General features: G+C 67.5%; 20 protein-coding genes. 9 read left to right on the forward strand and 11 right to left on the reverse strand.

The window, feature by feature from the left end; genetic code table 11:
• Positions 1 to 20 precede the first annotated feature (20 nt).
• From soxC to AAC979_RS13960, 7 genes are all read left to right on the forward strand, one after another.
• The gene (soxC, locus tag AAC979_RS13930; RefSeq protein WP_371347472.1) at positions 21 to 1,301 is read left to right on the forward strand and encodes a sulfite dehydrogenase; all 1,281 of its coding nucleotides are present in this window, start codon (positions 21 to 23) and stop codon (positions 1,299 to 1,301) included.
• Complete coding sequence (locus tag AAC979_RS13935) at positions 1,285 to 1,956, forward strand: c-type cytochrome (protein WP_371347473.1); 672 nt, start codon at positions 1,285 to 1,287, stop codon at positions 1,954 to 1,956. Before soxC ends, AAC979_RS13935 begins: the two co-directional genes overlap by 17 nt.
• A 50-nt stretch (positions 1,957 to 2,006) precedes the next feature.
• Positions 2,007 to 2,528 carry a DsrE family protein gene (locus AAC979_RS13940; protein WP_371347474.1) on the forward strand — a complete coding sequence of 174 codons (522 nt, stop codon included), beginning with the start codon at positions 2,007 to 2,009 and terminating at the stop codon, positions 2,526 to 2,528.
• Positions 2,529 to 2,531: 3 nt separating this feature from the next.
• Entirely contained in the window at positions 2,532 to 3,827 is a 1,296-nt protein-coding gene (locus tag AAC979_RS13945) for an FCSD flavin-binding domain-containing protein (protein ID WP_371347475.1), read from the forward strand.
• Positions 3,828 to 3,927: 100 nt separating this feature from the next.
• A complete protein-coding gene (locus AAC979_RS13950) occupies positions 3,928 to 4,965 on the forward strand; it encodes an aspartate-semialdehyde dehydrogenase (protein WP_371347476.1) in 1,038 nt (345 codons plus the stop codon).
• A gap of 164 nt (positions 4,966 to 5,129) precedes the next feature.
• The gene (locus AAC979_RS13955; protein WP_371347477.1) at positions 5,130 to 5,768 is read left to right on the forward strand and encodes a DUF1007 family protein; all 639 of its coding nucleotides are present in this window, start codon (positions 5,130 to 5,132) and stop codon (positions 5,766 to 5,768) included.
• Positions 5,759 to 6,724 (forward strand): nickel/cobalt transporter, encoded by a 966-nt coding sequence (locus tag AAC979_RS13960; protein ID WP_371347478.1) that lies wholly within the window; start codon positions 5,759 to 5,761, stop codon positions 6,722 to 6,724. Before AAC979_RS13955 ends, AAC979_RS13960 begins: the two co-directional genes overlap by 10 nt.
• Before the next feature lie 22 nt (positions 6,725 to 6,746).
• Here AAC979_RS13960 and AAC979_RS13965 read toward each other — a convergent pair whose 3' ends face one another.
• From AAC979_RS13965 to AAC979_RS14000, 8 genes are all read right to left on the reverse strand, one after another.
• Positions 6,747 to 7,487, reverse strand: a complete 741-nt coding sequence (locus AAC979_RS13965) for an acetoacetate decarboxylase (RefSeq protein ID WP_371347479.1) — start codon at positions 7,485 to 7,487, stop codon at positions 6,747 to 6,749.
• 93 nt (positions 7,488 to 7,580) lie between these two features.
• Entirely contained in the window at positions 7,581 to 11,024 is a 3,444-nt protein-coding gene (locus AAC979_RS13970; RefSeq protein WP_371347480.1) for an autotransporter domain-containing protein, read from the reverse strand.
• A 182-nt stretch (positions 11,025 to 11,206) separates the two neighbouring features.
• Positions 11,207 to 12,202: a WD40 repeat domain-containing protein gene (locus AAC979_RS13975; RefSeq protein WP_371347481.1), complete on the reverse strand. Its 996-nt coding sequence runs from the start codon at positions 12,200 to 12,202 to the stop codon at positions 11,207 to 11,209.
• A gap of 145 nt (positions 12,203 to 12,347) precedes the next feature.
• Positions 12,348 to 13,322, reverse strand: a complete 975-nt coding sequence (locus AAC979_RS13980) for a GTP-binding protein (protein WP_371347482.1) — start codon at positions 13,320 to 13,322, stop codon at positions 12,348 to 12,350.
• Between the two features lie 134 nt (positions 13,323 to 13,456).
• Positions 13,457 to 14,446 carry a metal ABC transporter substrate-binding protein gene (locus AAC979_RS13985; RefSeq protein WP_371347483.1) on the reverse strand — a complete coding sequence of 330 codons (990 nt, stop codon included), beginning with the start codon at positions 14,444 to 14,446 and terminating at the stop codon, positions 13,457 to 13,459.
• 11 nt (positions 14,447 to 14,457) lie between these two features.
• The gene (locus tag AAC979_RS13990) at positions 14,458 to 15,327 is read right to left on the reverse strand and encodes a metal ABC transporter permease (RefSeq protein WP_371347484.1); all 870 of its coding nucleotides are present in this window, start codon (positions 15,325 to 15,327) and stop codon (positions 14,458 to 14,460) included.
• Entirely contained in the window at positions 15,324 to 16,103 is a 780-nt protein-coding gene (gene aztA / locus AAC979_RS13995; RefSeq protein ID WP_371347485.1) for a zinc ABC transporter ATP-binding protein AztA, read from the reverse strand. The genes AAC979_RS13990 and aztA overlap by 4 nt, the downstream gene beginning before the upstream one ends.
• Complete coding sequence (locus AAC979_RS14000) at positions 16,103 to 16,435, reverse strand: hypothetical protein (RefSeq protein ID WP_371347486.1); 333 nt, start codon at positions 16,433 to 16,435, stop codon at positions 16,103 to 16,105. Before AAC979_RS14000 ends, aztA begins: the two co-directional genes overlap by 1 nt.
• Positions 16,436 to 16,705: 270 nt before the next feature.
• Here AAC979_RS14000 and ppa point away from each other — a divergent pair, with 270 nt between their 5' ends.
• The gene (ppa, locus tag AAC979_RS14005) at positions 16,706 to 17,230 is read left to right on the forward strand and encodes an inorganic diphosphatase (protein ID WP_371347487.1); all 525 of its coding nucleotides are present in this window, start codon (positions 16,706 to 16,708) and stop codon (positions 17,228 to 17,230) included.
• Between the two features lie 82 nt (positions 17,231 to 17,312).
• On the opposite strand, the gene AAC979_RS14010 is transcribed toward ppa, so the two are convergent.
• Genes AAC979_RS14010 through AAC979_RS14020 form a run of 3 tightly spaced genes read right to left on the reverse strand, consistent with a single transcriptional unit; the run spans position 17,313 to position 19,606 of the window.
• Complete coding sequence (locus tag AAC979_RS14010) at positions 17,313 to 18,362, reverse strand: Ldh family oxidoreductase (RefSeq protein WP_371347488.1); 1,050 nt, start codon at positions 18,360 to 18,362, stop codon at positions 17,313 to 17,315.
• Positions 18,362 to 19,180 (reverse strand): creatininase family protein, encoded by an 819-nt coding sequence (locus tag AAC979_RS14015; RefSeq protein WP_371347489.1) that lies wholly within the window; start codon positions 19,178 to 19,180, stop codon positions 18,362 to 18,364. The genes AAC979_RS14010 and AAC979_RS14015 overlap by 1 nt, the downstream gene beginning before the upstream one ends.
• Positions 19,181 to 19,216: 36 nt before the next feature.
• A complete protein-coding gene (locus tag AAC979_RS14020; RefSeq protein ID WP_371347490.1) occupies positions 19,217 to 19,606 on the reverse strand; it encodes a RidA family protein in 390 nt (129 codons plus the stop codon).
• 153 nt (positions 19,607 to 19,759) lie between these two features.
• Between AAC979_RS14020 and AAC979_RS14025 the strand changes: the two genes are divergently transcribed.
• Positions 19,760 to 20,785 carry an ABC transporter substrate-binding protein gene (locus tag AAC979_RS14025; protein WP_371347491.1) on the forward strand — a complete coding sequence of 342 codons (1,026 nt, stop codon included), beginning with the start codon at positions 19,760 to 19,762 and terminating at the stop codon, positions 20,783 to 20,785.
• The last annotated feature ends 20 nt before the right edge of the window (positions 20,786 to 20,805 follow it).

The raw sequence follows: 20,805 nt of genomic DNA on the forward strand, positions 1-20,805 counted from the left end.
TATCCGTCCGGGAGGATGCGATGAACCAGACCAAGCCGGGATCGCGGGTGGATCGCCGCCGCTTCCTCACTCTCGCCGGCCTCGCCGGTGCCGGCGCGGCGGCCGGTGTGCGGCCCGCCGCCGCCGCGCCGCCGACGCCCGACCCCGATATCGTCAACCTGCCGCCCTGGACCCAGGCACTCGGCGCCGGCGTCAATAACCATCCCTATGGCATCCCCTCGCCCTTCGAGAAGGATGTGGTCCGGCGCGAGGTCACCTGGCTCACCGCCAGCAGCGAAAGCTCGGTGAGCTTCACCCCGCTCTACGCGCTCGACGGCATCATCACGCCGAACGGGCTGTGCTTCGTGCGCCATCATGGCGGCGAGGCGGAGATCGACCCGGCGCGTCATCGCTTCATGATCCATGGCATGGTCGACACGCCGCTGGTGTTCACCATGGAGGACATCAAGCGCATGCCGGGGCGCACCAACCGGGTCTATTTCCTCGAATGCGCCGCCAATAGCGGCATGGAATGGCGCGGCGCCCAGCTCAATGGCTGCCAGTACACCCACGGCATGATCCATAACGTCGTCTATACCGGCGTGCCGCTGCGCGCCTTTCTCGACGCGGCCGGGGTGAAGCCGAAGGGCAAATGGGTGCTCGCCGAGGGCGCCGACGCCTCCGCCATGACCCGCTCCATCCCGCTGGAAAAGGCGATGGACGACTGCCTCGTCGCCTGGGCGATGAATGGCGAGGCGCTGCGGCCCGAGCAGGGCTACCCGCTGCGCCTCGTCGTGCCCGGCTGGGAAGGCAATATGTGGATCAAATGGCTGCGCCGCATCGAGGTGGGCGACGAGCCCTGGGGCCAGCGCGAGGAAACGTCGAAATACACCGATCTTCTCGCCGATGGCCGCTCGCGGCGCTTCACCTTCTTCATGGACGCCAAGTCGGTCGTCACCAGCCCGAGCCCGCAGGCGCCCTTGCACGCCCGGGGGCCGAACGTGGTCTCCGGCATCGCCTGGTCGGGGCGCGGCACCATCACCCGGGTCGATGTCTCGCTCGACGGCGGCAAGAACTGGACGACCGCCCGCATCGAGGGACCGGCGCTTCCGCGCGCCATGACGCGCTTCTATCTCGATTTCGACTGGAACGGCGAGGAACTGCTGCTGCAGTCCCGCGCCATGGACGACACCGGCTATGTGCAGCCGACCAAGGCGGAACTGCGCGCCGTGCGCGGCGTCAATTCGATCTACCACAATAACGGCATCCAGACCTGGCTGGTGCGCAGCAACGGGGAGGCGGAGAATGTCGAGGTCAGCTAGGTCCGGGGCTCTCGCCGGGGCGTTCCTGCTCGCCTTCACCGGCCTTGCGGCGGCGGAGACGGTCAAGCTCGGCAGGCCGGCGCTGCCGGAGGAGATCAAGGCGTGGGACATCGACGTGCGCCCGGACGGCCTCGGCCTGCCCGAAGGCAAGGGATCGGTCGCCCAGGGCGAGGAACTGTTCCAGAACAATTGCGCCGCCTGTCATGGCGAATTCGGCGAGGGCGTCGGCCGCTGGCCGGTTCTCGCCGGTGGCCAGGGCACGCTGAAATCCGAGCGGCCGGAGAAGACCATCGGCTCCTTCTGGCCGGACACCTCGACCGTGTTCGACTATGTGCACCGCGCCATGCCCTTCGGCGCCGCGCAGAGCCTGCAGCCCGACGAGGTCTATGCGATCGTCGCCTATCTGCTCTATCTCAACGACGTGGTGCCGGACGACTATGTGCTGTCGAAGGAGAATTTTCCGACCGTTTCCCTGCCGAACCGGCCGAATTTCTACGACGATGACCGCGAAACCACGGAAAAGGCGTTCTGGCACGCCACGCCCTGCATGAAGGACTGCAAGCCCAAGGTCGAGATCACCAGCCATGCGGCGGTGCTCGACGTGACGCCCGACGCCGGCAAGGAAGGCGACAAGCCCGCCGGCGCGGTCGAATGAGGCTGCGGCGGCATCCGCCGCTGCCGCCCCCACACAGGAGGGAGAACGCCATGCCGAAGCTGGAGCTGAACCGCCGGAACCTGATGGCCGGCCTCGCCGCGGGCGGGGCGGCGCTTGCCTCCGAGCGCGTCGCCGCCGCGCCCGCGAAAGTCACACTGGACGCGATCCAGAAGGATGCGGAGGTCGCCTGCCTCTATCACTGCGACTATGGCGACCCCGACCGCTTTGCCCAGACGCTGAACAATATCGGCAATCACTATTCGGTCTACGGGGCGGACCCCTTCGCCCTGCAGATCGTGCTGGTGGTGCATGCCGGCGGCATCAAGTTCTTCCTCGACAGTCTCGAAGGCACCATGTGGGCCAATGAGACGCTGCCGCCGGAACTGTTCGCCCGCGCCGAGGCCATCTCCAAGAACGGGCTGAAGGTCTATCTCTGCGAGATCACCTTCAAGCGCAACCAGCTAGACCTGTCGCGCGCCAGACAGGCCGATTTCATCTCCTTCGTGCCATCGGGGGTGGCCACCTGCGCCGCGCTCCAGGGCAAGGGCTTCGCCTATATGAAGGTCGGCTGAGGCATGGCGGCGCTCAGCCGTCGCGCGCTGCTGGGCGGCGCCCTCGGCAGCCTCGCCGCCCCTGTTGGCGCCTTCCTTGCCGCCCCCGCCGTGGCACGCGGGGCCCGGCCGCGGCTGGTGATCGTCGGCGCCGGCTTCGGCGGCGCGGCGCTCGCCAGCGCCCTCGCCAACGGGCCGGACGGTCCGCTGGACATCGTGCTGGTGGAGCCCGAGCCCGGCTATTTCGCGCTCTGCCGCTCCAACCGGCTGCTGGGCGGACTGACGACGTCGCCCACGCTCTGGTTCAGCTACGAGGCGCTGGCTCGCCGAACCGGCCTGCGCCTCCTTCGGGGCCGTGCCGAGCGCATTGTTCCGGAGAGCCGGACGGTGCGGCTGGAGGACGGCACGGCCCTGCCTTTCGACGCGGCCGCCCTCGCGCCGGGGATCGGCCTCGACTATGCGAGCGTGCCCGGCTGGAGCCGCGCCGCCGCCGGGGTGATGCCGCATGGCTGGATCGGCCGCGCCCAGTTCGAACTCGTCGAGCGGCAGCTCGCCGCGGTGCCCGATGGCGGCACCCTCGTCATCCTGCCGCCCCCCGACCCCTCGCGCTGCCCGCCCGCCCCCTATGAGCGGGCCTCGATGATGGCGCACCGCCTGCGCGCGACCGGACGCGGCAATTGCCGCATCCTCATCCTCGACTGCAAGGAACGCTTCGCCAAGATGGCGCTCTTCCTCGATGGCTGGGAGCGCTACTATCCCGGCATGATCGAATGGCTGCCGCCCTCGATCCATGAAGGGCTGGAGGAGGTCGATCCCGCCACGCGCACGGTGCGGACCGGATTCGGCACCTATCGCGACTGCGCGCTGGTCAATGTCATCCCGGCGCAAACCGCCGGCGCGCTCGCCCTGCGCTCCGGCCTTGCCGACCGCACCGGCTTCTGCCCGATCCGCCCCGAGGACATGGGGTCCACGCTGGTGCCGGAGCTATTCGTGCTCGGCGATGCCGCGCAGGCCGGGCCGATCCCGAAATCGGCCTATGCCGCCGTCAGCCAGTCCGCCGTCGTCGCGGCGGCGCTGCGCACCCGCCTGCTTGGCGAGGCCGCCGCACCCGCCGCCTATGCCAGCCTGTGCTGGAGCCTGCTCGCCCCCGGCGACAGCGTCACCACGGAAGGCCGCTACGCGCCCGTCGACGCGGCGCTGACCGAGGTGCAGAGCGCCGTCTCCGCGCTCGCGGAGCCCGGCGCGACACGCGCGCGGAACGACAGCGCGAGCGAGGCCTGGTTCGCCGCCGTCACAGGCCGGCTGTTCGGCCCGGTTTGACAGGCGCGCATGCCGCGCCCGTTGCCTCGCTTCGCCTTATCGCGTAAAAGCCCGCGCTCGCCCGAGCCTGTGAATGGCAGGGCCTTCAGGAGATCAGCACATGGGCTACAAGGTCGCCATCGTCGGTGCCACGGGTAATGTGGGCCGCGAAATGCTCGACATTCTCTCCGAGCGCGGGTTCCCCGCCGACGAGGTGGTCGCGCTCGCCTCTCGCCGCTCGGTCGGCACCGAGGTTTCCTTCGGCGACAAGACCATCAAGTGCAAAGCCCTGGAGAATTACGACTTTTCCGACACCGATATCTGCCTGATGTCGGCGGGCGGCGAGGTGTCGAAGGAATGGTCGCCCAAGATCGGCCGTCAGGGCTGCGTCGTGATCGACAATTCCTCGGCCTGGCGCTACGACAGCGACGTGCCGCTGATCGTGCCGGAGGTGAACGCCGACGCCATTGCCGGCTTCACCAAGAAGAACATCATCGCCAACCCCAATTGCTCGACCGCCCAGCTCGTCGTGGCGCTGAAGCCGCTGCACGACAAGGCGACGATCAAGCGCGTGGTGGTGGCGACCTATCAGTCCGTCTCCGGCGCCGGCAAGGACGCCATGGACGAACTGTTCGCGCAGACCCGCGCGGTGTTCGTCTCCGACCCGGTGGAAGCCAAGAAGTTCCCCAAGCGCATCGCCTTCAACGTCATTCCTCACATCGACGTCTTCATGGAAGACGGCTACACGAAGGAGGAGTGGAAGGTGATGGCCGAGACGAAGAAGATTCTCGACCCGAAGATCAAGCTTACCTGCACCGCCGTGCGCGTGCCGGTGTTCATCTCCCATTCCGAGGCGGTGAACGTCGAGTTCGAGAATCCGATCAGCGTCGAGGAAGCGACCGAAACCCTGCGCAACGCGCCGGGCGTGCTGGTCGTCGACAAGCGCGAGCCCGGCGGCTACATCACGCCCTATGAGGCGGCCGGCGAGGACGCGACCTACATCTCCCGCATCCGCGAGGATGCCACGGTGGAGAATGGCCTCGCCTTCTGGTGCGTGTCGGACAATCTGCGCAAGGGCGCGGCGCTGAACGCGGTGCAGATCGCCGAAGTGCTGGTCAACCGCAAGCTGATCCAGCCGAAGGCGCAGAAGGCGGCCTGAGGCCCCGCGCGGCGGTCAGGCGTTGGCGCCACCCGCACGGGCTTGTGAAGATGAGGTACGGCCGCCTGCGGGCGGCCGTTGCCGTTTGGCGGGCAATCCGTCACCATTCCGCCGAACTCGCCCGCCACCAGTCGCTCACCGCAGCGGCTCCGGAGAGGCCCGACGTGATTCAGCGACTTTTGGCGATCCTCTTCGTCCTCACTGCACTGACTGGCGGCGCCACTGCACACCCGCATGTGTGGGTGGAGGTGCATTCGGAGCTCGATTACGCACCCGACGGCCGGCTCACCGGCGTGCGCCATCACTGGAAGTTCGACGAGGCGTTCTCAACCTATGCGCTGCAGGGTCTGGAGACCACGCCCGATGGCAAGCCGAGCGCGAAGACGCTGGAAGAGCTGGCGCAGGTGAACATCGAATCCCTGCACGAATTCGACTTCTTCACCTATGCCAAGCGCGGCAAGAAGGACATCAAGTTCCTGCCGCCAAAGGATTATTCGCTGACCTATGACGGGACCGCGCTGACGCTGCACTTCACCCTGCCCTTCGCCGATCCGCCGGCGAAGAAGGGCGAGATGTCGCTCGACGTATACGACCCGACCTATTTCGTCGCCTTCCAGCTCGCCGATGACGACCCGGTGAAGCTCGCCGGCGATGGTGGCAGTTGCGCGCTAACCCTGCACCGCCCGGACCCGGCGGCGACGGGCAGCACGACCACGCTGTCGGAAGGCTTCTTCAACGCCCTCACCTCCGCCAGCCAGTTCGGCTCGCAATTCGCCAACCGGGTGACGGTCAAGTGCTCGTGACGCGGCGGCTGGCCTTTCTGGCGCTGGCGGTTGCCGCCGGCGCGCTGATGCTGCACCCCGCCCTCGCTCAGAGCCCGTTCGGCGTCGGCGCCCCGGCGGCGCCGGAAAGCGGTGGCATTGCAGGATTTATCCTCGCCAAACAGGCCGAGTTCTACCGCCTGCTGACATCAGCCGTGCGCGCCTCCAAGCAGGATGGCCATGCGGTGCTGCTGCTCGGCGGCATCTCCTTCGCCTATGGCGTGTTCCACGCCGCCGGTCCGGGCCATGGCAAGGCGGTGATCTCGTCCTATCTGCTCGCCAATGAGGCGACGCTGAAGCGCGGCGTCGGTCTCGCCTTTGCGAGCGCGCTGGCGCAGGCACTCACCGCCATCGCCGTCGCCGGCCTGCTCGCCGCCCTGCTCGGCGCCACCGCCGCGACGATGAGCCGGGCGGTCAGCTATATCGAGCTCGCGGCCTATGGCCTCATCGTCGTCCTCGGCCTTCGCCTCGCCTGGATCAAGGGCCGCGCGCTCATGGCCGCCTGGCGCGGCACGCCGGCCCATGTCCATGGGCCGGATTGCGGCTGCGGCGACGGGCACGCGCATATGCCGGCGCCGGAGAACCTGCCGCGCCGCGACGGCTGGCGCGACTGGTGGGGCGCGGTCATGTCGGTGGGGCTTCGCCCCTGCTCCGGCGCCATTCTCGTGCTGGTCTTCGCGCTGGCGCAGGGCATCTTCTGGGTCGGCGCCGCTTCCGCCCTGCTGATGGGGGTCGGCACGGCGCTCACGGTGAGCGCCATCGCCGCCCTCGCGGTCTTCGCCAAGCACGCGGCGGTGCGGATCGCCGCCAACCGTTCCGGCTCCACGGCCGCGGTAGTGTTGCGCGGCATGGAGTTGCTCGCCGCCCTCGCGCTCATCGCCTTCGGCCTGGCGCTGTTCTTCGGCTATATGGCGACCGAGCGGCTGACGCTGGGATAGCTGACGGCGTCAAGAGGGCGCCTCAGTCCTTCAGATAGTCGAACGCCACCTTGCCGAGGCCGAGGGTAAGGTCGGTGCGGAAATGCGCCGCCGAGATCACTTCCAGCACCGGCAGCCTGGAGACATCGGCCAGCGCATGCGGAAACAGGCCGAGCGCCGCCGGTCCGGTCCATGCCTCGTAAACCGTGATGTCTTCTAGATAATACTCGACCAATTCACACACCCGGGCCGTGCCGTCGACATGGGGGATGATCTTCAGCACCCAGTTCGGCCCCAGAAGCGAAGCGTGCAGCGCCGCCTTGTCCAGCGCCTGATATTTATAGCCCATGGTCGCCGAAGCGACGAGCACGCTGCCATAGTTGAGCGTGCCCACCAGCGTGTCGCTCTCCACCTTCAGGCTCGGGCGGGCCAGCTTCTTGGGAAAGCCCCATAATTCGCGCCCGCCGGCGATGGGGGCCTCGTCGTCCAGATACATGGAGTGGACATAGCCGCCCTTGACGCCGTTCAGCTCGACCGGGATCACCTGCCCGGTCTCGGTGTAGTCGCCGAAGCCGGTGGAATCCGGCATGCGGATGAACTCATATTTGACGATCGGGTCGACCACCTTGAGCGGTTCGGGCACCACCTTCTCCAGCGCCGCCGGATCGGTGCGGTAGGTGATGACGAAGAATTCGCGATTGAAGAAGCGATACGGCCCCCGGGGAAAGGCGGGGCTGGTGAGCGGCATGGAATAGGCAGTGCGGCGAACGTCGTCGATCTTCATGCGGGCCTTCTCCTGCGGTTGCCGACCCAGCCTAGGCGCGGAGCCCCGGCCGAGGAAAGCCGGGCCTGACAGAGCAGGCCCGGCCGCGCCGGCTCAGAAGCGGTAGGTGAAGCCGCCCTTGATCGCGTTGGTGTTCACGTCGCTGGCGAACTGTCCCTCATAGCCGAGATTGAGCCGCACCGCCTCGCCCACGGCGAAGTCGATGCCGGCGCCGAGGACGAAGCTGTCCTCGGCGATCGGCGCGCCGGCCACGGTGAAGGCGGTGCCGGTGGAGGCGAAGCTCATGCCGAGTTCGGGAGTGATGTCGCCATAAGCGTGCCGCCAGGCGAAGCTGGCATGCGGCGTCACCGTGCCCTCGCCCATGGCGAGCGTGGTGGCGAGGCGCAGGCCGAGCGTCGAGTAAGGCACGTCATAGGACAGGCCGGAGGAGGCGAGGCCGCTGGTGAAGGCCCCGGTCTCGGTGAAGCTGTCCGTGTCGATCCAGCTCCACGCCATCTGCGCGAAGGGTTCGAAGGCCACGCCGCCCGCTTCCATCGCATAGGCCGCCTCGACGAAGATGTTGGCGGTCGAGCCGTCATAGGAGCCGAGCGGGTTTTCCAGCAGGCTCAGCATGGAGACCGTGCGGGTGGTGTCGATGCTGCTCCAGCCATAGGAGGCGCCGCCGCGCAGGCGGAAGGCATCGAAGTTCGCGCCGGCATAGGCGGCGAGAAGCACCGTGTCGGCATCGGCGCTGCTCATCCGGTCGTCGACATCGAGGCTGGCGGAAGCATATCCGGCGGCGAGACCGAAGGTGTAATTGCCGGAGGTGACATCGCCACCGGCGAGGAAGCCGCCGAGCGAGGAATCGACGTCGGCCGAATTGCCGGTGCCGTTCGCCGAGTTCCATTGGCCGAAGCCCTGCGCCCAGGCGGCATAGACCGGGCCCGCCGGCTCAGGCGGCAGCGCTTTGACGGGGAACGGGCTCGCCGCTTCCGGCGCCTTGGCGGCATAGGCGGTCACCGGGCCGCCAGTGGCGAGCGCCGCCAGAGCGGGCGAGGCACCGGTGGCGGAGGTCTGGCGCAGGCGGCCGATCAGCGTGTCGGCTACCAGCGTCGACTGGAAGTAGAGCGTCGTGCCGACCGCGGCGTGGACCTCGCCCGACAGCAGGTCGTAGCCGGCGCGGATCGCCTGTTCCTGCCCTTCGGTGCCGGCGAGCACGGTGGCCTGCAGGCGGCTGCCATCGGCGCGGTCGAGCGCGGCGGCGACGCTCGCCTGGTTGGCGGTGTGGGCGAGGCTGGTGAAGGCCACGTCATTGCGGGTGAGCGTCAGCGTCACCGAGGCGTCGTCGCGGCCGAGCGCGGCATCGACGAACAGGAAGTTCGGGTCTTCCAGCGTGAACTGGCTCGACGGCGTGGTGGTATCGCTGGCGGAGATGATCTCATACGGCGTGCCGGTATAGACCGGGCCGATGGCCGAGACGACCACCGTGCCGCCATTCAGGGTCAGCGTGTCGGTGACGATCTGGTCCGAGGTGAGCCCGCTCAACTCGACCTCATAGAAGGACCCGGCCTCGAACACCGTGGTGCCGAGCACGTTGACGGTACCAATGGAATTGCCCGGGGCGACCGTGGCGCCGGTGCCGACGACGAGATCGCCGACCGTGGCATTGCCGCCGAGGAAGCCGCCCTCCTCGACCGCCACCGAGGCTGCCGCCAGCGAACCGTTGAGCACGAAGCTGCCGTCAATCTGCACCTCGCCGTCGAAGGTCGAGGTGCCGGTGCCGGTGAAGCTGGAGAGTTCGCCCACCAGCAGCGTGCCGAAATCGCGATACTGCGCCTCGTCGCCAAGCAGGGAGAGGTCGAACGTGCCGACGCCGCCGAGTTCCAAGGTGTTATAGCCATCGTTGCCGAGGACCAGACCCACGACCTCGCTTCCGGCGACATAGACGAACAGGTCGTCGCCGCCGCCCATATCGACCGCCACCTCGCCCTCGGTGCTGATGAGACCGGCATTGACGATGATGTCGTCCTGCATGCCGATGAAGGTCACGGTCGGACCGTCGGAGCGGATGATGCCCTCATTGAACAACTGGGTGGCAAAGGGAGCCGCCCCCTGCGCGCTGTCGTCGATCAGAATGGCCCGGCCGACATCGTCCGAATCCTCGTTCGGGTAATTGTCGAAAGCCTCGATGATGCCGGTCTTATGATTGTAGATGATGCCGCCGCCGGCCGCGATGCCGTCCGCCGTGTTCGGCTCGCCATCCTTGGTGCCAGACGCACCGGTACCCTGGATCAGCCCGTAATTGTTCAGCAGCACCTGGCCGTCGACATCGACGCCGTCGCCGTCGCCGTCCGGCACGCTGTCCGTGCCTTCCTCGTCGATGAGGCCGGTGACTTCGCCTCGGATGGTGCCGTAATTGGTGACGGTAACGAGCGTGTCGCCGGTGCTGTCGATGTTGATGCCCGAACCGTTGCGGCCGACGATCAGCCCGCCCTCGGCATTCTCGACTGTCACCGCGCCGTCGCCGGTCACGCCGTGCTTGGCGCCGATGATCTCGCCGGTCGCGCCATTATAGACGCTGCCGCCGGCCTCCTGGAAGTCGATGCCGTCGCCGTCGCTGGTGAGGTCGGTGGATTGGATGAGACCGTAATTGGTCACGCTGGCACCGGCACCGGGCCGGATGCCGTCGGCCGTGGACGACTGCAGCGTGCCGTAATTGAGGATGGAGATCTGGTTGCTCGGCGAGGTGAGGTCGGCGAAATCGAGCGCCTGGCCATCGCCACCGTCGATGAGGCCGTAATTCGTGATCGTGATCTTCGCGTCGGACGTGTCGGAATCGGCGGCGAATTTGAAGCCGTCATCCATGCCGAGAATCCTGCCGCCCTCCTCGTTGACGAGGGTGAACGACACCAGCGTGTCGATGGCCTCATCGTCGTCGAACTTCAGGGCGCGGCTTTCGGACTCGAGCGTCTGGATCGTGCCGGAATTGGTCAGCACGATCGTTCCCGCGCCGAAGCGGATGGCGTCGTTATCCTCGGCGGTGATGGTGCCGCTATTGTCGATCTCGACAATGGCGCTTTCCGCCGTCGCCTTGTTGAGATCCAGCACCTGGCCGCTGGTCGCGGTCATCGAACCGGTGTTGACCACATAGAGCGCGCCATTGGCGAAGGCGCCGTTGATCCGCACCGTGTCGTCGCCTGTGGTGATGGAGCCGCTATTGGTGAAGGTCAGCGTGCCGCTCACCTTGGACGCGCTGTCGAGCGCCCGGCTGCTGCTGATGATGGTGCCGTCATTGCGCAGGTCCACGCCGGTGCCGGTCGCCGAATCGCTCCAGGTGATGGCGGTGCCGGTGACATTTAGCGTGCCACCCTCCTCGATGAGGCCGGTATCGGTGCCGGACACGGACTGCGCCGTGGTCACGGTCTCGCCGTCCGTCACCACGAAGGAGGCGGCGTGCGCACCCGGGCCGAAGGCCAGAGGCGCGGCAATGAGCGCGCCGGCCGCGGCCAGAGCAAGGCGGCTGGTCGTCGAAAAATAGCGATTCGTGGCGGCCATCATGGCGGTCAGCTCCCCGGACATCCGTTTCCCAATGCCCGGCTAGAGATGGCAGATGACAGACAGGTGACAGCCCGGTGACGCGCCCTGCAATGTTGGCACGCGCGGGGATTACCCGCCACGCCGTGACATCACGGCCACATGGCGTGGCGGGTAAGTCTTTGAATCGTAGGTATTATGGAACCTCAGAATACGATGAGGCCGGCCGCGCCGCTCTCCGTGCCGATGGCGAGCGCCCCGCCGTCCCCGCGCCAAGCCAGGGCGGTGGCGGGCGCGCCGTCCGGGGCGCGCAGCAGGATTTCCGCGCCGTCGGAAATGCGCACCATCAGCACCAGCCCGTCCTCATAACCGCAGGCGATCACCTCGTCGCGCGGATGGGCGGCGACCGCCGACACCCGCACGTCGCGCGGGGCCAGCATGGAGGGCTGCTTGCCCATCGGCCCTTCCTTGCTGGCGAAAGGCCAGAGGATCGCCTCGCTGGAGCCGGACGTGGCGAGGAACTTGCCGCCGGCCGTGAACGCCATGGAGGTGACGCGCGAGGGATAGCCGGTCATGCGCATATGCCCGCCATCGCTGAGCCGCCAGCCATGCAGCGCCGCCTCCTGCATCGTCGTCACCACGAAGCGCATGTCCGGGCTCCACAGCACGCCGCGATGCGAGCCCTTCCATTCCAGGAATTCGGGCTTGGCCTGCGCATTCGGAAACCACAGCGACACGCCGCCATAATGGGCGACGGCCAACCGCGTGCCCTTCGGCGCGAAGGCGAGGCCGCCGACGGTGGACGGAAAGTCGTGCGTCCTGCGCTCGCCCTTCACCGGGAGGAAATGCGCCGTCTTGCCGGCGGAGAAGGCCACCGCGCCGTCCGGCCCGGCCGCGACCTGGTCGATCCAGCGGCCCTTCTGCTCGAACAGCGCCTGCATCGTGCCGTCCGCCTGCGTCGCCACCACGCGCCCGTCATCGCCGCCGGTGAGCAGCCGCTTGTCGTCCCCGGCGACAGAAAGCACCGCGCCCTTATGCGCGGCGAGGCGCGTCTCGCCCTCGCCCGCCAGCACGATCTCGCCCTCGCCCAGCACAAAGGCGGCCAGCGGCCCGAGAAAGCGCAGGCCGACCACCGCCCCGCCGAGATCGAGCCGGCGGAGCTTCGAGGTGAGCGAGGAGGGCGTGGAGGACTGGGAGGTCATGGGCTCGACGGCTTCTTGGCGGGGAATGTCGGGTTAGCCCAATTCGCGGCCGGCGTCACGACGGAACTCCCCCTCCCCGCGTCATCCCGGAACGGCCCTCAGGCCGTATCCGGGAGCGTTGGCAGGACGGAAAGGGATCAAGGCTCTACGCCACGCAGCTGAGAAAACCCTTTTCCAGCGCCGCGGCATCGAGCTGCCGACCGATGAAGACGATGCGGCTCACCTTCGCCTCGTCCGCGCGCCAGGGGCGCTGGTGGTCGCCGTCGAGGATCATGTGCACGCCCTGGAACACGAAGCGGTCCGGATCATCCTTGAAGGCGAGGATGCCCTTGGAGCGCAGGATGTTGATGCCCTCGCGCTGGGTCAGATCCTGAATCCAGGGAAAGAATTTGTCGGGGTCCAGCGGCTTGTCGGTGGCGAAGGAATAGGAACGCATGTCCTCGTCATGGAAGTGGCGGTGGCCGCCTTCCAGAAAGTCCGGGTCGATGGCAGTGATGCGGTCGAGGTCGAACGCCCCCTGCCCCAGCACCTTGTCGATGGCGATCTCGGAACGCTGCGTGTGGTGGATGCGGGCGAACGGGTTGATGGCGCGGATGCGCATCTCCACGTCCTTCAGCTCGCTCTCGGTAACCAGATCGGTCTTGTTGAGCAGGATCACGTCGGCGAAGGCGATCTGGCTCTTGGCCTCGGGCGCATCCTTCAGCCGGTCCTTCAGCCATTTGGCGTCGGCAACCGTCACCACCGCGTCGAGCGAGGTTTTGGCACCCACGGTCTCGTCGACGAAGAAGGTCTGTGCCACCGGCGCGGGGTCGGCGAGACCGGTGGTCTCGATGATGATGCCGTCAAAGTCGTTCTTGCGGCGCAAAAGGCCGTCGATGATGCGGATCAGGTCGCCGCGCACGGTGCAGCAGATGCAGCCATTGTTCATCTCGAACACTTCTTCATCGGCACCGACCACAAGGTCATTGTCGATGCCGATCTCACCGAACTCGTTGACGACGACGGCGAATTTCTTGCCGTGCGGTTCGGAGAGGATACGGTTGAGCAGCGTGGTCTTGCCGGCGCCGAGATAGCCGGTAAGAACGGTGACGGGAATTTTGGACGAAGCCGCTTCGGGCATGGTGAACTCCAGTGGTCGTCTCAAATGCGTCATCCCGGACGCCGCATTGCGACGAACCGGGATTGCGCGTTCCGTTCAGATTTCCCGCCGATCCCGGCCCGGCCAGCGGCCGCCCGGGATGAGGGGTTCCCGCGTCAGCTCGACAGGGCCGAGGAGAGCTGGGTGATGTTGTTTTTCATCATGTCGATGTAGGTGCTCGCCGGGCCCTTGTCATCGGAGAGGGCATCGGAAAACAGCTCGCCGCCGATCTTCGCATTGGTCTCCTTGGCGATGCGCTTGACGAGCCGCGGATCGGAGATGTTCTCCATGAACACGGCCGGAATCTTCTCGGCCTTGATCTGGCGGATGATGCGGGCCACGTCCTTGGCGGACGCTTCCGATTCCGTCGATACGCCCTGCGGCGCGATGAACTCGATGCCATAGGCGGCGCCGAAATAGCCGAAGGCGTCATGCGAGGTGATAATGCGACGCCGGCTTTCGGGAATCGCCGCCATCGCCGCCTTCACCTGCGCGTCGAGCGCCTGCAACTCGGCGGTGTAGGCGCTCGCATTGGCCTCATAGGCCGCCTTGCCGGCGGGATCAGCGGCGATCAGCGCGTCGCGAATATTGGCGACATAGATTTCCGCATTGGCCACCGACTGCCAGGCATGCGGATCAATGCCGCCATGGTCGTGCCCGGCATGGTCATGGTCATGCTCGCCCTTGGCGTGGTCGTGGTCGTGATCCTTGTGGTCGTGCGCAGCGTGGTCGTCCTCATCCTCGTCCGCCATCTCGCGCGGGGTGATGCCCTTGGTGGCGACGACGATCTCCGCCTTGGTGCCGGAGGCCTTCACCAGCCGGTCGATCCAGCCCTCGAAACCGAGGCCGTTGACGAAGACGATCTGGGCGGCAGCGACCTTCTTGGCGTCGGCTGGCGCCGGCTGGAACACATGCGCGTCGCCATTGGGCCCAACGAGGGTGGTGACCGAAACACGGTCACCACCGACTTCTTTCACGAAGTCGCCGAGGATGGAGAAGGAGGCGACGACGGGGATCTTGGCGTCCTGCGCGGCGGCGGGAAGTGCGAAGGGAAGCGACAGGCCGAGCGCGAGCGCGCCGGCGATAGCAAGGCGACGGGTGAGCATGGGGGGCTCCTTCAGGCTTCGAGATGGCGTTGCGGCAGGAAGCGAGGCGCAAGCCCCCCAACCGGCCCGAACAGCACGGACAGCGCATAGGCGCCGCCGGCGACGAGGATGATGGCGGGCCCGGAGGGCACGCCGTAATGATAGGAAACCAGCAGCCCCAGCACGCCGGAGCCGCAGGCGATCAGCACCGAGACGCCGACCAGCGCTGTCAGCTCGCGGGTCCAGAAGCGGCCGGCGGCGGCCGGCAGCATCATCAGCCCGACCGCGAGCAGCGTGCCGAGCGCGTGGAAGCCGCCGACGAGGTTCATCACCACCAGCGCCAGGAAAATGAGATGGGTCGGCGCCCCGGCCCGGCTCACCGAGCGCAGGAAGCCGGGATCGACGCTCTCAAGCACCAGCGGGCGCCAGGCCAGCGCCAGCGCCACCAGAGTGAGGCTGGAAATCGAGACGATGAGCAGCAGCGTCGCGTCATCGAGCGCCAGCACGGTGCCGAACAGCACATGCAGCAGATCGACATTGGAGCCGCGCAGCGACACGAGCAGCACGCCAAGCGCCAGCGAGATGAGGTAGAAGGCGGCGAGCGCCGCGTCCTCCTTCATCTGCGTCGCCCGCGCCACCGCGCCGGCGCCCAGCGCCACCGCGAAGCCCGCCACCAGCCCGCCCACCGTCATGGCGAACAGGTTCAGCCCGGCGGCGAGGAAACCGACCGCCGCGCCGGGCAGGATGGCGTGGGCCATGGCGTCGCCGGCGAGACTCATGCGGCGCAGCATCATCAGCACGCCGATCGGACCTGCCCCGACGCCGAGCGCCAGCACGCCGACCAGCGCGCGGCGCATGAAGTCGAACTCGGCAAACGGAGAGATCAGCAGATCGTAGATCATGCCGCCCTCCCCGCCGCAGTCGTCCTGGGGGATGGGGCGCAGGCGGGCGCATCATCGTCCCACGCCTCGCACATGCGCCGGGCCCGGGCGAGATTGTCCGTGGTCAGCACCTCGCCGGTGGCGCCCCAGGCGACGGCCTCGCGGGCAAGCAGCAGCGTGCGGGGGAAATGCCCGCGCACCAGCTCGAAATCGTGCAGCACGGCGATGATGGTGCGGCCCTCGCCGTTCCAATGTTTCACCAGCGCGGTGAGATCGGTGACGGTGCCGGCGTCGAGCGCGGTGAAGGGCTCGTCCAGCAGCAGCAGCCGCGCATCCTGCAGCAGCAGCCGGGCAAACAGCGCGCGCTGCATCTGCCCGCCCGAAAGGGTGCCGATGGGCCGCGCCTCGAAGCCTTCAAGCCCGACGGCGGCCAGAGCCTCCTCGATCCGCGCCCGGTCGGCCCGGCTGATGCCGCCGAACAGGCCGGCCCGCCGCCACAGCCCCATGGACACGAGGTCATACACGTCGATCGGGAAGGAACGGTCGACCTCCGCTGCCTGCGGCAGATAGGCGATGTCGCGCGCGGGCACATGGCCCTCGATGCGGCCCGTGAGCGGCGTCAGCACCCCGGCAATACCCTTGAGCAGGGTCGACTTGCCCGCCCCGTTCGGCCCGCAAATGGCGAGGAGGTCGCCCTTCACCACCTCGCCGTCGAGATGATGCACCGCCGGGTGGCGGTCATAGCCGAGGGTCAGGTTGCGGAACGAGAGCACCTTGTCAGCCGCTGCGCCGCCCATTACGCGCCCGCCCCGATGACAGCGAGCGCCATCGCCCAAAGCAGCGCCGCCAGCGGCAGTGCGATGGCGAGGCGCTGCAGGGCGGAAAGCCGCAACAGCGAAAAGCCCGGACGCGCGGCAGGGTGGCGCTCGCCCTCGGCGTGCGAATGATGCCGGCGCAGATGGACGGCACCGGGCGACGCGCCGTGGTCTTGCGGGTGGCCATGATGATGGCCGTGATCCTGGCCCGGAGAATGAGCATGCCCGTGCCCGTCGCCGCCGGCCTTTCCACGTCCCTCCGGAGGGGCGGATTTATGGGCGTGGTCGGGCAGGCGGACGGTGGCAAGAGGCATGCTCAAACTCCAGTGCGGGATTGATACTGTATATCGGCGCCCGCCGTCCAGCGAAAAGATACACTGTATCAACCGCTAACGCTGCGTCAGACATGGAGGCTTCAGACCTGCAGCCTTGGGACATGGAGGCTTGCGGCGCATGCTGCGCCCCTGCCCGCCAAATTGATGGGCCGACCCGTCTCGACGGCGCGCCCGCAGCGACCTATGAGAGGGCGCCTTTGTTCGCGCCGGCGAGACCGGCCGTCGACCTGCAGCCGTTGGAGCCCATTCATGGATATTTCGCGCATTTCGGTCGGGCCGAACCCGCCTGACGAAGTCCACGCCATCATCGAAATCCCGGCCGGCGGCGCGCCGGTCAAGTATGAAATCCACAAGGATTCGGGCGCGCTGTTCGTCGACCGCTTCCTGCACACGCCGATGTTCTACCCCGGCAATTACGGCTTCGTGCCGAACACGCTGGGCGATGACGGCGACCCGATCGACGTGATCGTCATCTCGCCGATCCCGCTGCTGGCCGGCTGCGTCATCGCCTGCCGCCCGATCGGCGTGCTGATGATGACCGACGAGAAGGGCGGCGACGAGAAGATCCTCGCCGTACCGGCGGACTCGGTCTATCCCTACCACTCCAAGATCAAGAGCTATGCCGACCTGCCGGAGCTCGTCATCGAGCAGGTGGCCCACTTCTTCACCCACTACAAGGATCTGGAGAAGGGCAAGAAGGTCTCGTTGGCCGGCTGGGAAGGCCCGGAGCGCGCCCGTGAGCTGATCCTCAAGGCGATCGCCGCCTATAAGTGAGCGCGGCTCGATCGCCAGCCTGTCGCGAAAGGCCCGGCCTCGTCCGGGCCTTTTTGCTGTCCGGGCCTTGGGTCGGCGGGTCCTACGCCGCCGCGTCGGCAAAACCCATCTGCGCCAGCGCCCGCTGCACGCCGGTCGTGAGGATCACGCCCTCGCGTGCCGCGCGCTCCCGGTTGGCGAGCCGCCTCGTGCCGGGCAGCCGCGCGCCGGCCTCGCTCTCGATGGCCAGCGCCAGGCGCTCCAGATGGTCGAGATAGGCGTCGCCCGCGACCACGCCGGGGTTGATGGCGATGATCACATGCCCCACCGCCGCCGGCGGGCCCTCGCCATCGAAGAAGCTCGGCGCGTCGAAGGAGAAGGTGGAGGCGGTGAGCGCCGCCGCCATCACCTCGATCACGAAGGCGAGCGCCGTGCCCTTGGCGTCGCCCATCGGCACCATGGTGCCGGCGAGCCCCGCCTTGGCGTCGGTGGTTGGATTGCCGTCACGGTCGAAGGCCCAGCCCTCGGGAATGCTCTCCTCCCCGCGCTGCACCGCCGCCAGAAGATTGCCGCGCGCCACACGGGCGACGGAAAGGTCCACTACCGTCGGCGCCCGCCCCTTCAGCGGCGTGGCGAAGGCGATGGGATTGGTGCCGAACACCGCCCGCTTTCCGCCCCAGGGGGCGATGGAGGCCGAGGCGTTGGAAAAGGCGAGTCCGACCAGCCCCTCATTCGCCAGCGTCTCCACCGGCTGGCCGGCGACGCCGAAATGGCTGGAACGTCGCACCGCCATCAGCGCCACCCCACTCGCCCGCGCCATCGCCGCCAATTCGGGCAAGCCATGGGCAAGGGCGGGATAGGCAAAGCCATTGGCCGCATCCACCGCCAGCACGGCCGGCGCGACGGCACGCAGGCGCGGCACCGCATGGCCGTCGATCTTGCCGGCAGCGACCATGGCGCTGTAGCTCGGCAGCCGGGTCAGGCCGTGGGTGGCGAGGCCGTCCGCCTCGGCCCGCACCAGCGCGTCGGCGGTCACTTCGGCATTGCCGGGAGCGGCGCCGAAGCGCTCAAGCACCCGCGCCGCATAGGCGCGGGCAGCGTCAAGCGAGAGAGGGCGGGAATGGAACGCCACCCGTGCGACCGAGCCTTCCATCAGCGCACCGCCCCGCCGCGCGGCCCCGCCGGCAGCCGCGCCAGATCGAAACGGTGCACGTCGCCGAGCAGTTCGACGAAGGCACGCGCGCCATAGAGGGCGCAGACCTCGCCCTTCTCCAGGCTTGCCTCGGTGGCATCGCCCATCGCGCCGGTGGGCTGGATGTCCTGCGCCATCCAGCCGAAGCCGGCCGGCGCGCCCGCGCGCAGATAGGCGAATTCCTGTTCCATGCCGAGCGTGACCGGGGGAAAGTCCCGCACCTCGTCCATCCTCACCGTATCGGGCCGGAAGGCGAGCATCAGCGAGGTCTCCACCCCGCCGGCATGGATGCCATGCTGGCGCTCCTGCGCGGTGAACAGGCCCTCGGGATAGCCGAAGCGATGCCAGGAGACCATGACCGCCAGCATGCCGAGCCGCGCCCGCAGCTCGCGCGCGACGATGTCGAGGATCGGCACATTGCCGCCATGCGAGTTGACGATCACCAGCTTGCGCACCCCGGCGCGGTGCACACTCTCGCCGATCTCGGTCCAGGCACGGATCACCGTCTCCGCCGAAAGAGTCAGCGTGCCGGGAAAATCGAGATGCTCGTTCGACTTGCCGATCGCCTGCATCGGCAGGAACAGCGCCGGCAGATCATCAGGCAGCAGCCGCGCCACTTCCCTGAGATAGCCCTCGCCGATGAAGGCGTCGACGCCCACCGGCAGATGCGGCCCGTGCTGTTCCACCGCCGCCACCGGCAAGACGGCGATCCAGTTCTCGGTGTCACCCTGGGAGAAGTCGACCCAGGTGAGTTCGGTCCAGAAGCGTTTGGGGGGCATGGCACGGCTCCGGTCGTTGCAGGCGGCGTTCTAGGCTCAATCCAGCCGGGCCGCCAGCGCCTCGATTTCCACCTTGAATTCCGGCCGGGCGAAGCCGGAAACGATCATCAGCGTCGAGGCCGGCGGCGGGGCGGCGATGAAGCGGTCGCGCGCGGCCATATAGCCGGAAAGATGGGCGCGGTCGGTGACATAGGCGTTGAGCCGCACGATGTCCGCGCGCCCCATTCCCGCCGCCTCCAGGCAGGCCTCGATGGCGGCGAAGCACAGCGCCGCCTGCTCTTCCACGCTCTCGGGAATGGCGTCGTCCGGGGTGATGCCGAGCTGGCCGGAGACCAGCAGCAGCCGGGCGCCGGCGGGAATTTCCACCGCATGGCTGTAGCGGGCGAAAGGCGCGCGGATGGCGGGCGGCACGAGGTGGCGAAGCATGGGCGAATCCCGGAATTGGCCGCAGCCGGCTGACCGATGCTGCGCATGCACAGTTCTCTCGCGACAGCGTATGTGCATGGCGATTAAGCTCGCCTATCATGAGGGCATGGGTTCCGTCACGCACTGCCCTTGTTAGCCCGGATGGAGATTTCGATGCGCCCGCGTCTGCCGCGCTTGCGTTCCCTGTTCCCCCTCGCCGCGCTGGGTGCGCTGGCCCTCGCCACCCTGTTCACGGCCGCGCCAGCACATGCGGCCGACAAGGTGACCTTCGGCACCAATTGGGTCGCTCAGGCGGAGCATGGCGGCTTCTACCAGGCGGTGGCGGATGGCACCTATGCGAAATACGGGCTCGACGTCACCATCATGCCGGGCGGCCCGCAGGCCAATAACCGGCTGCTGCTCCCCGTCGGCAAGATCGACTTCTACATGGGTGCCAACATGCTGCAGGCGATTTCCTCGGTGGTGGAGAACATCCCCACCGTGGTCGTCGCCGCTATGTTCCAGAAGGACCCGCAGGTCCTCATCGCCCATCCCGACGTGACCGCCTTCGAGCAGCTCAAGACCCGGACGCTGTTCATCTCCAAGGAGGGGCTGGCGAGCTACTACCAGTGGCTGATCGCCGATTACGGCTTCAGCGAGGACCAGGTGAAGCCCTACACCTTCAACGCCGCGCCGTTCCTCGTCGACAAGAACAGCGCCATGCAGGGCTACATCACCTCCGAACCCTACGCTGTGGAACAGCAGGGCGGCTTCAAGCCGAGCCTGTTCTTGCTCGCCGATTACGGCTTCGAGACCTACGCCACCACCATCGAGACCCGGACCGAGCTGGTGAAGCAGAATCCCGACCTCGTGCAGCGCTTCGTCGATGCCTCGATCATCGGCTGGTACAATTATCTCTATGGCGACAACGCCAAGGCCAATGCCCTGATCAAGCAGGACAACCCGGAGATGACCGACGCCATGATCGCCTTCTCCATCGCCAAGATGAAGGAATATGGCATCGTCGATTCCGGCGACACCACCTCGCTCGGCATCGGCGCCATGAGCGATGCGCGGATGAAGGCGTTCTACGACAAGATGGTGAAGGCCAAGGTGCTGGCGCCCGGCATCGACTACGCCAAGTCCTACACGCTGCACTTCGTCAATAAGGGCGTCGGCAAGGAGCTGGCGCCGAAATGAGGCGTGGCTTTCCCCTCGCA

Origin of the sequence: Ancylobacter sp. IITR112 (assembly GCF_041415945.1) — a bacterium.
Taxonomy (GTDB): Bacteria; Pseudomonadota; Alphaproteobacteria; order Rhizobiales; family Xanthobacteraceae; genus Ancylobacter.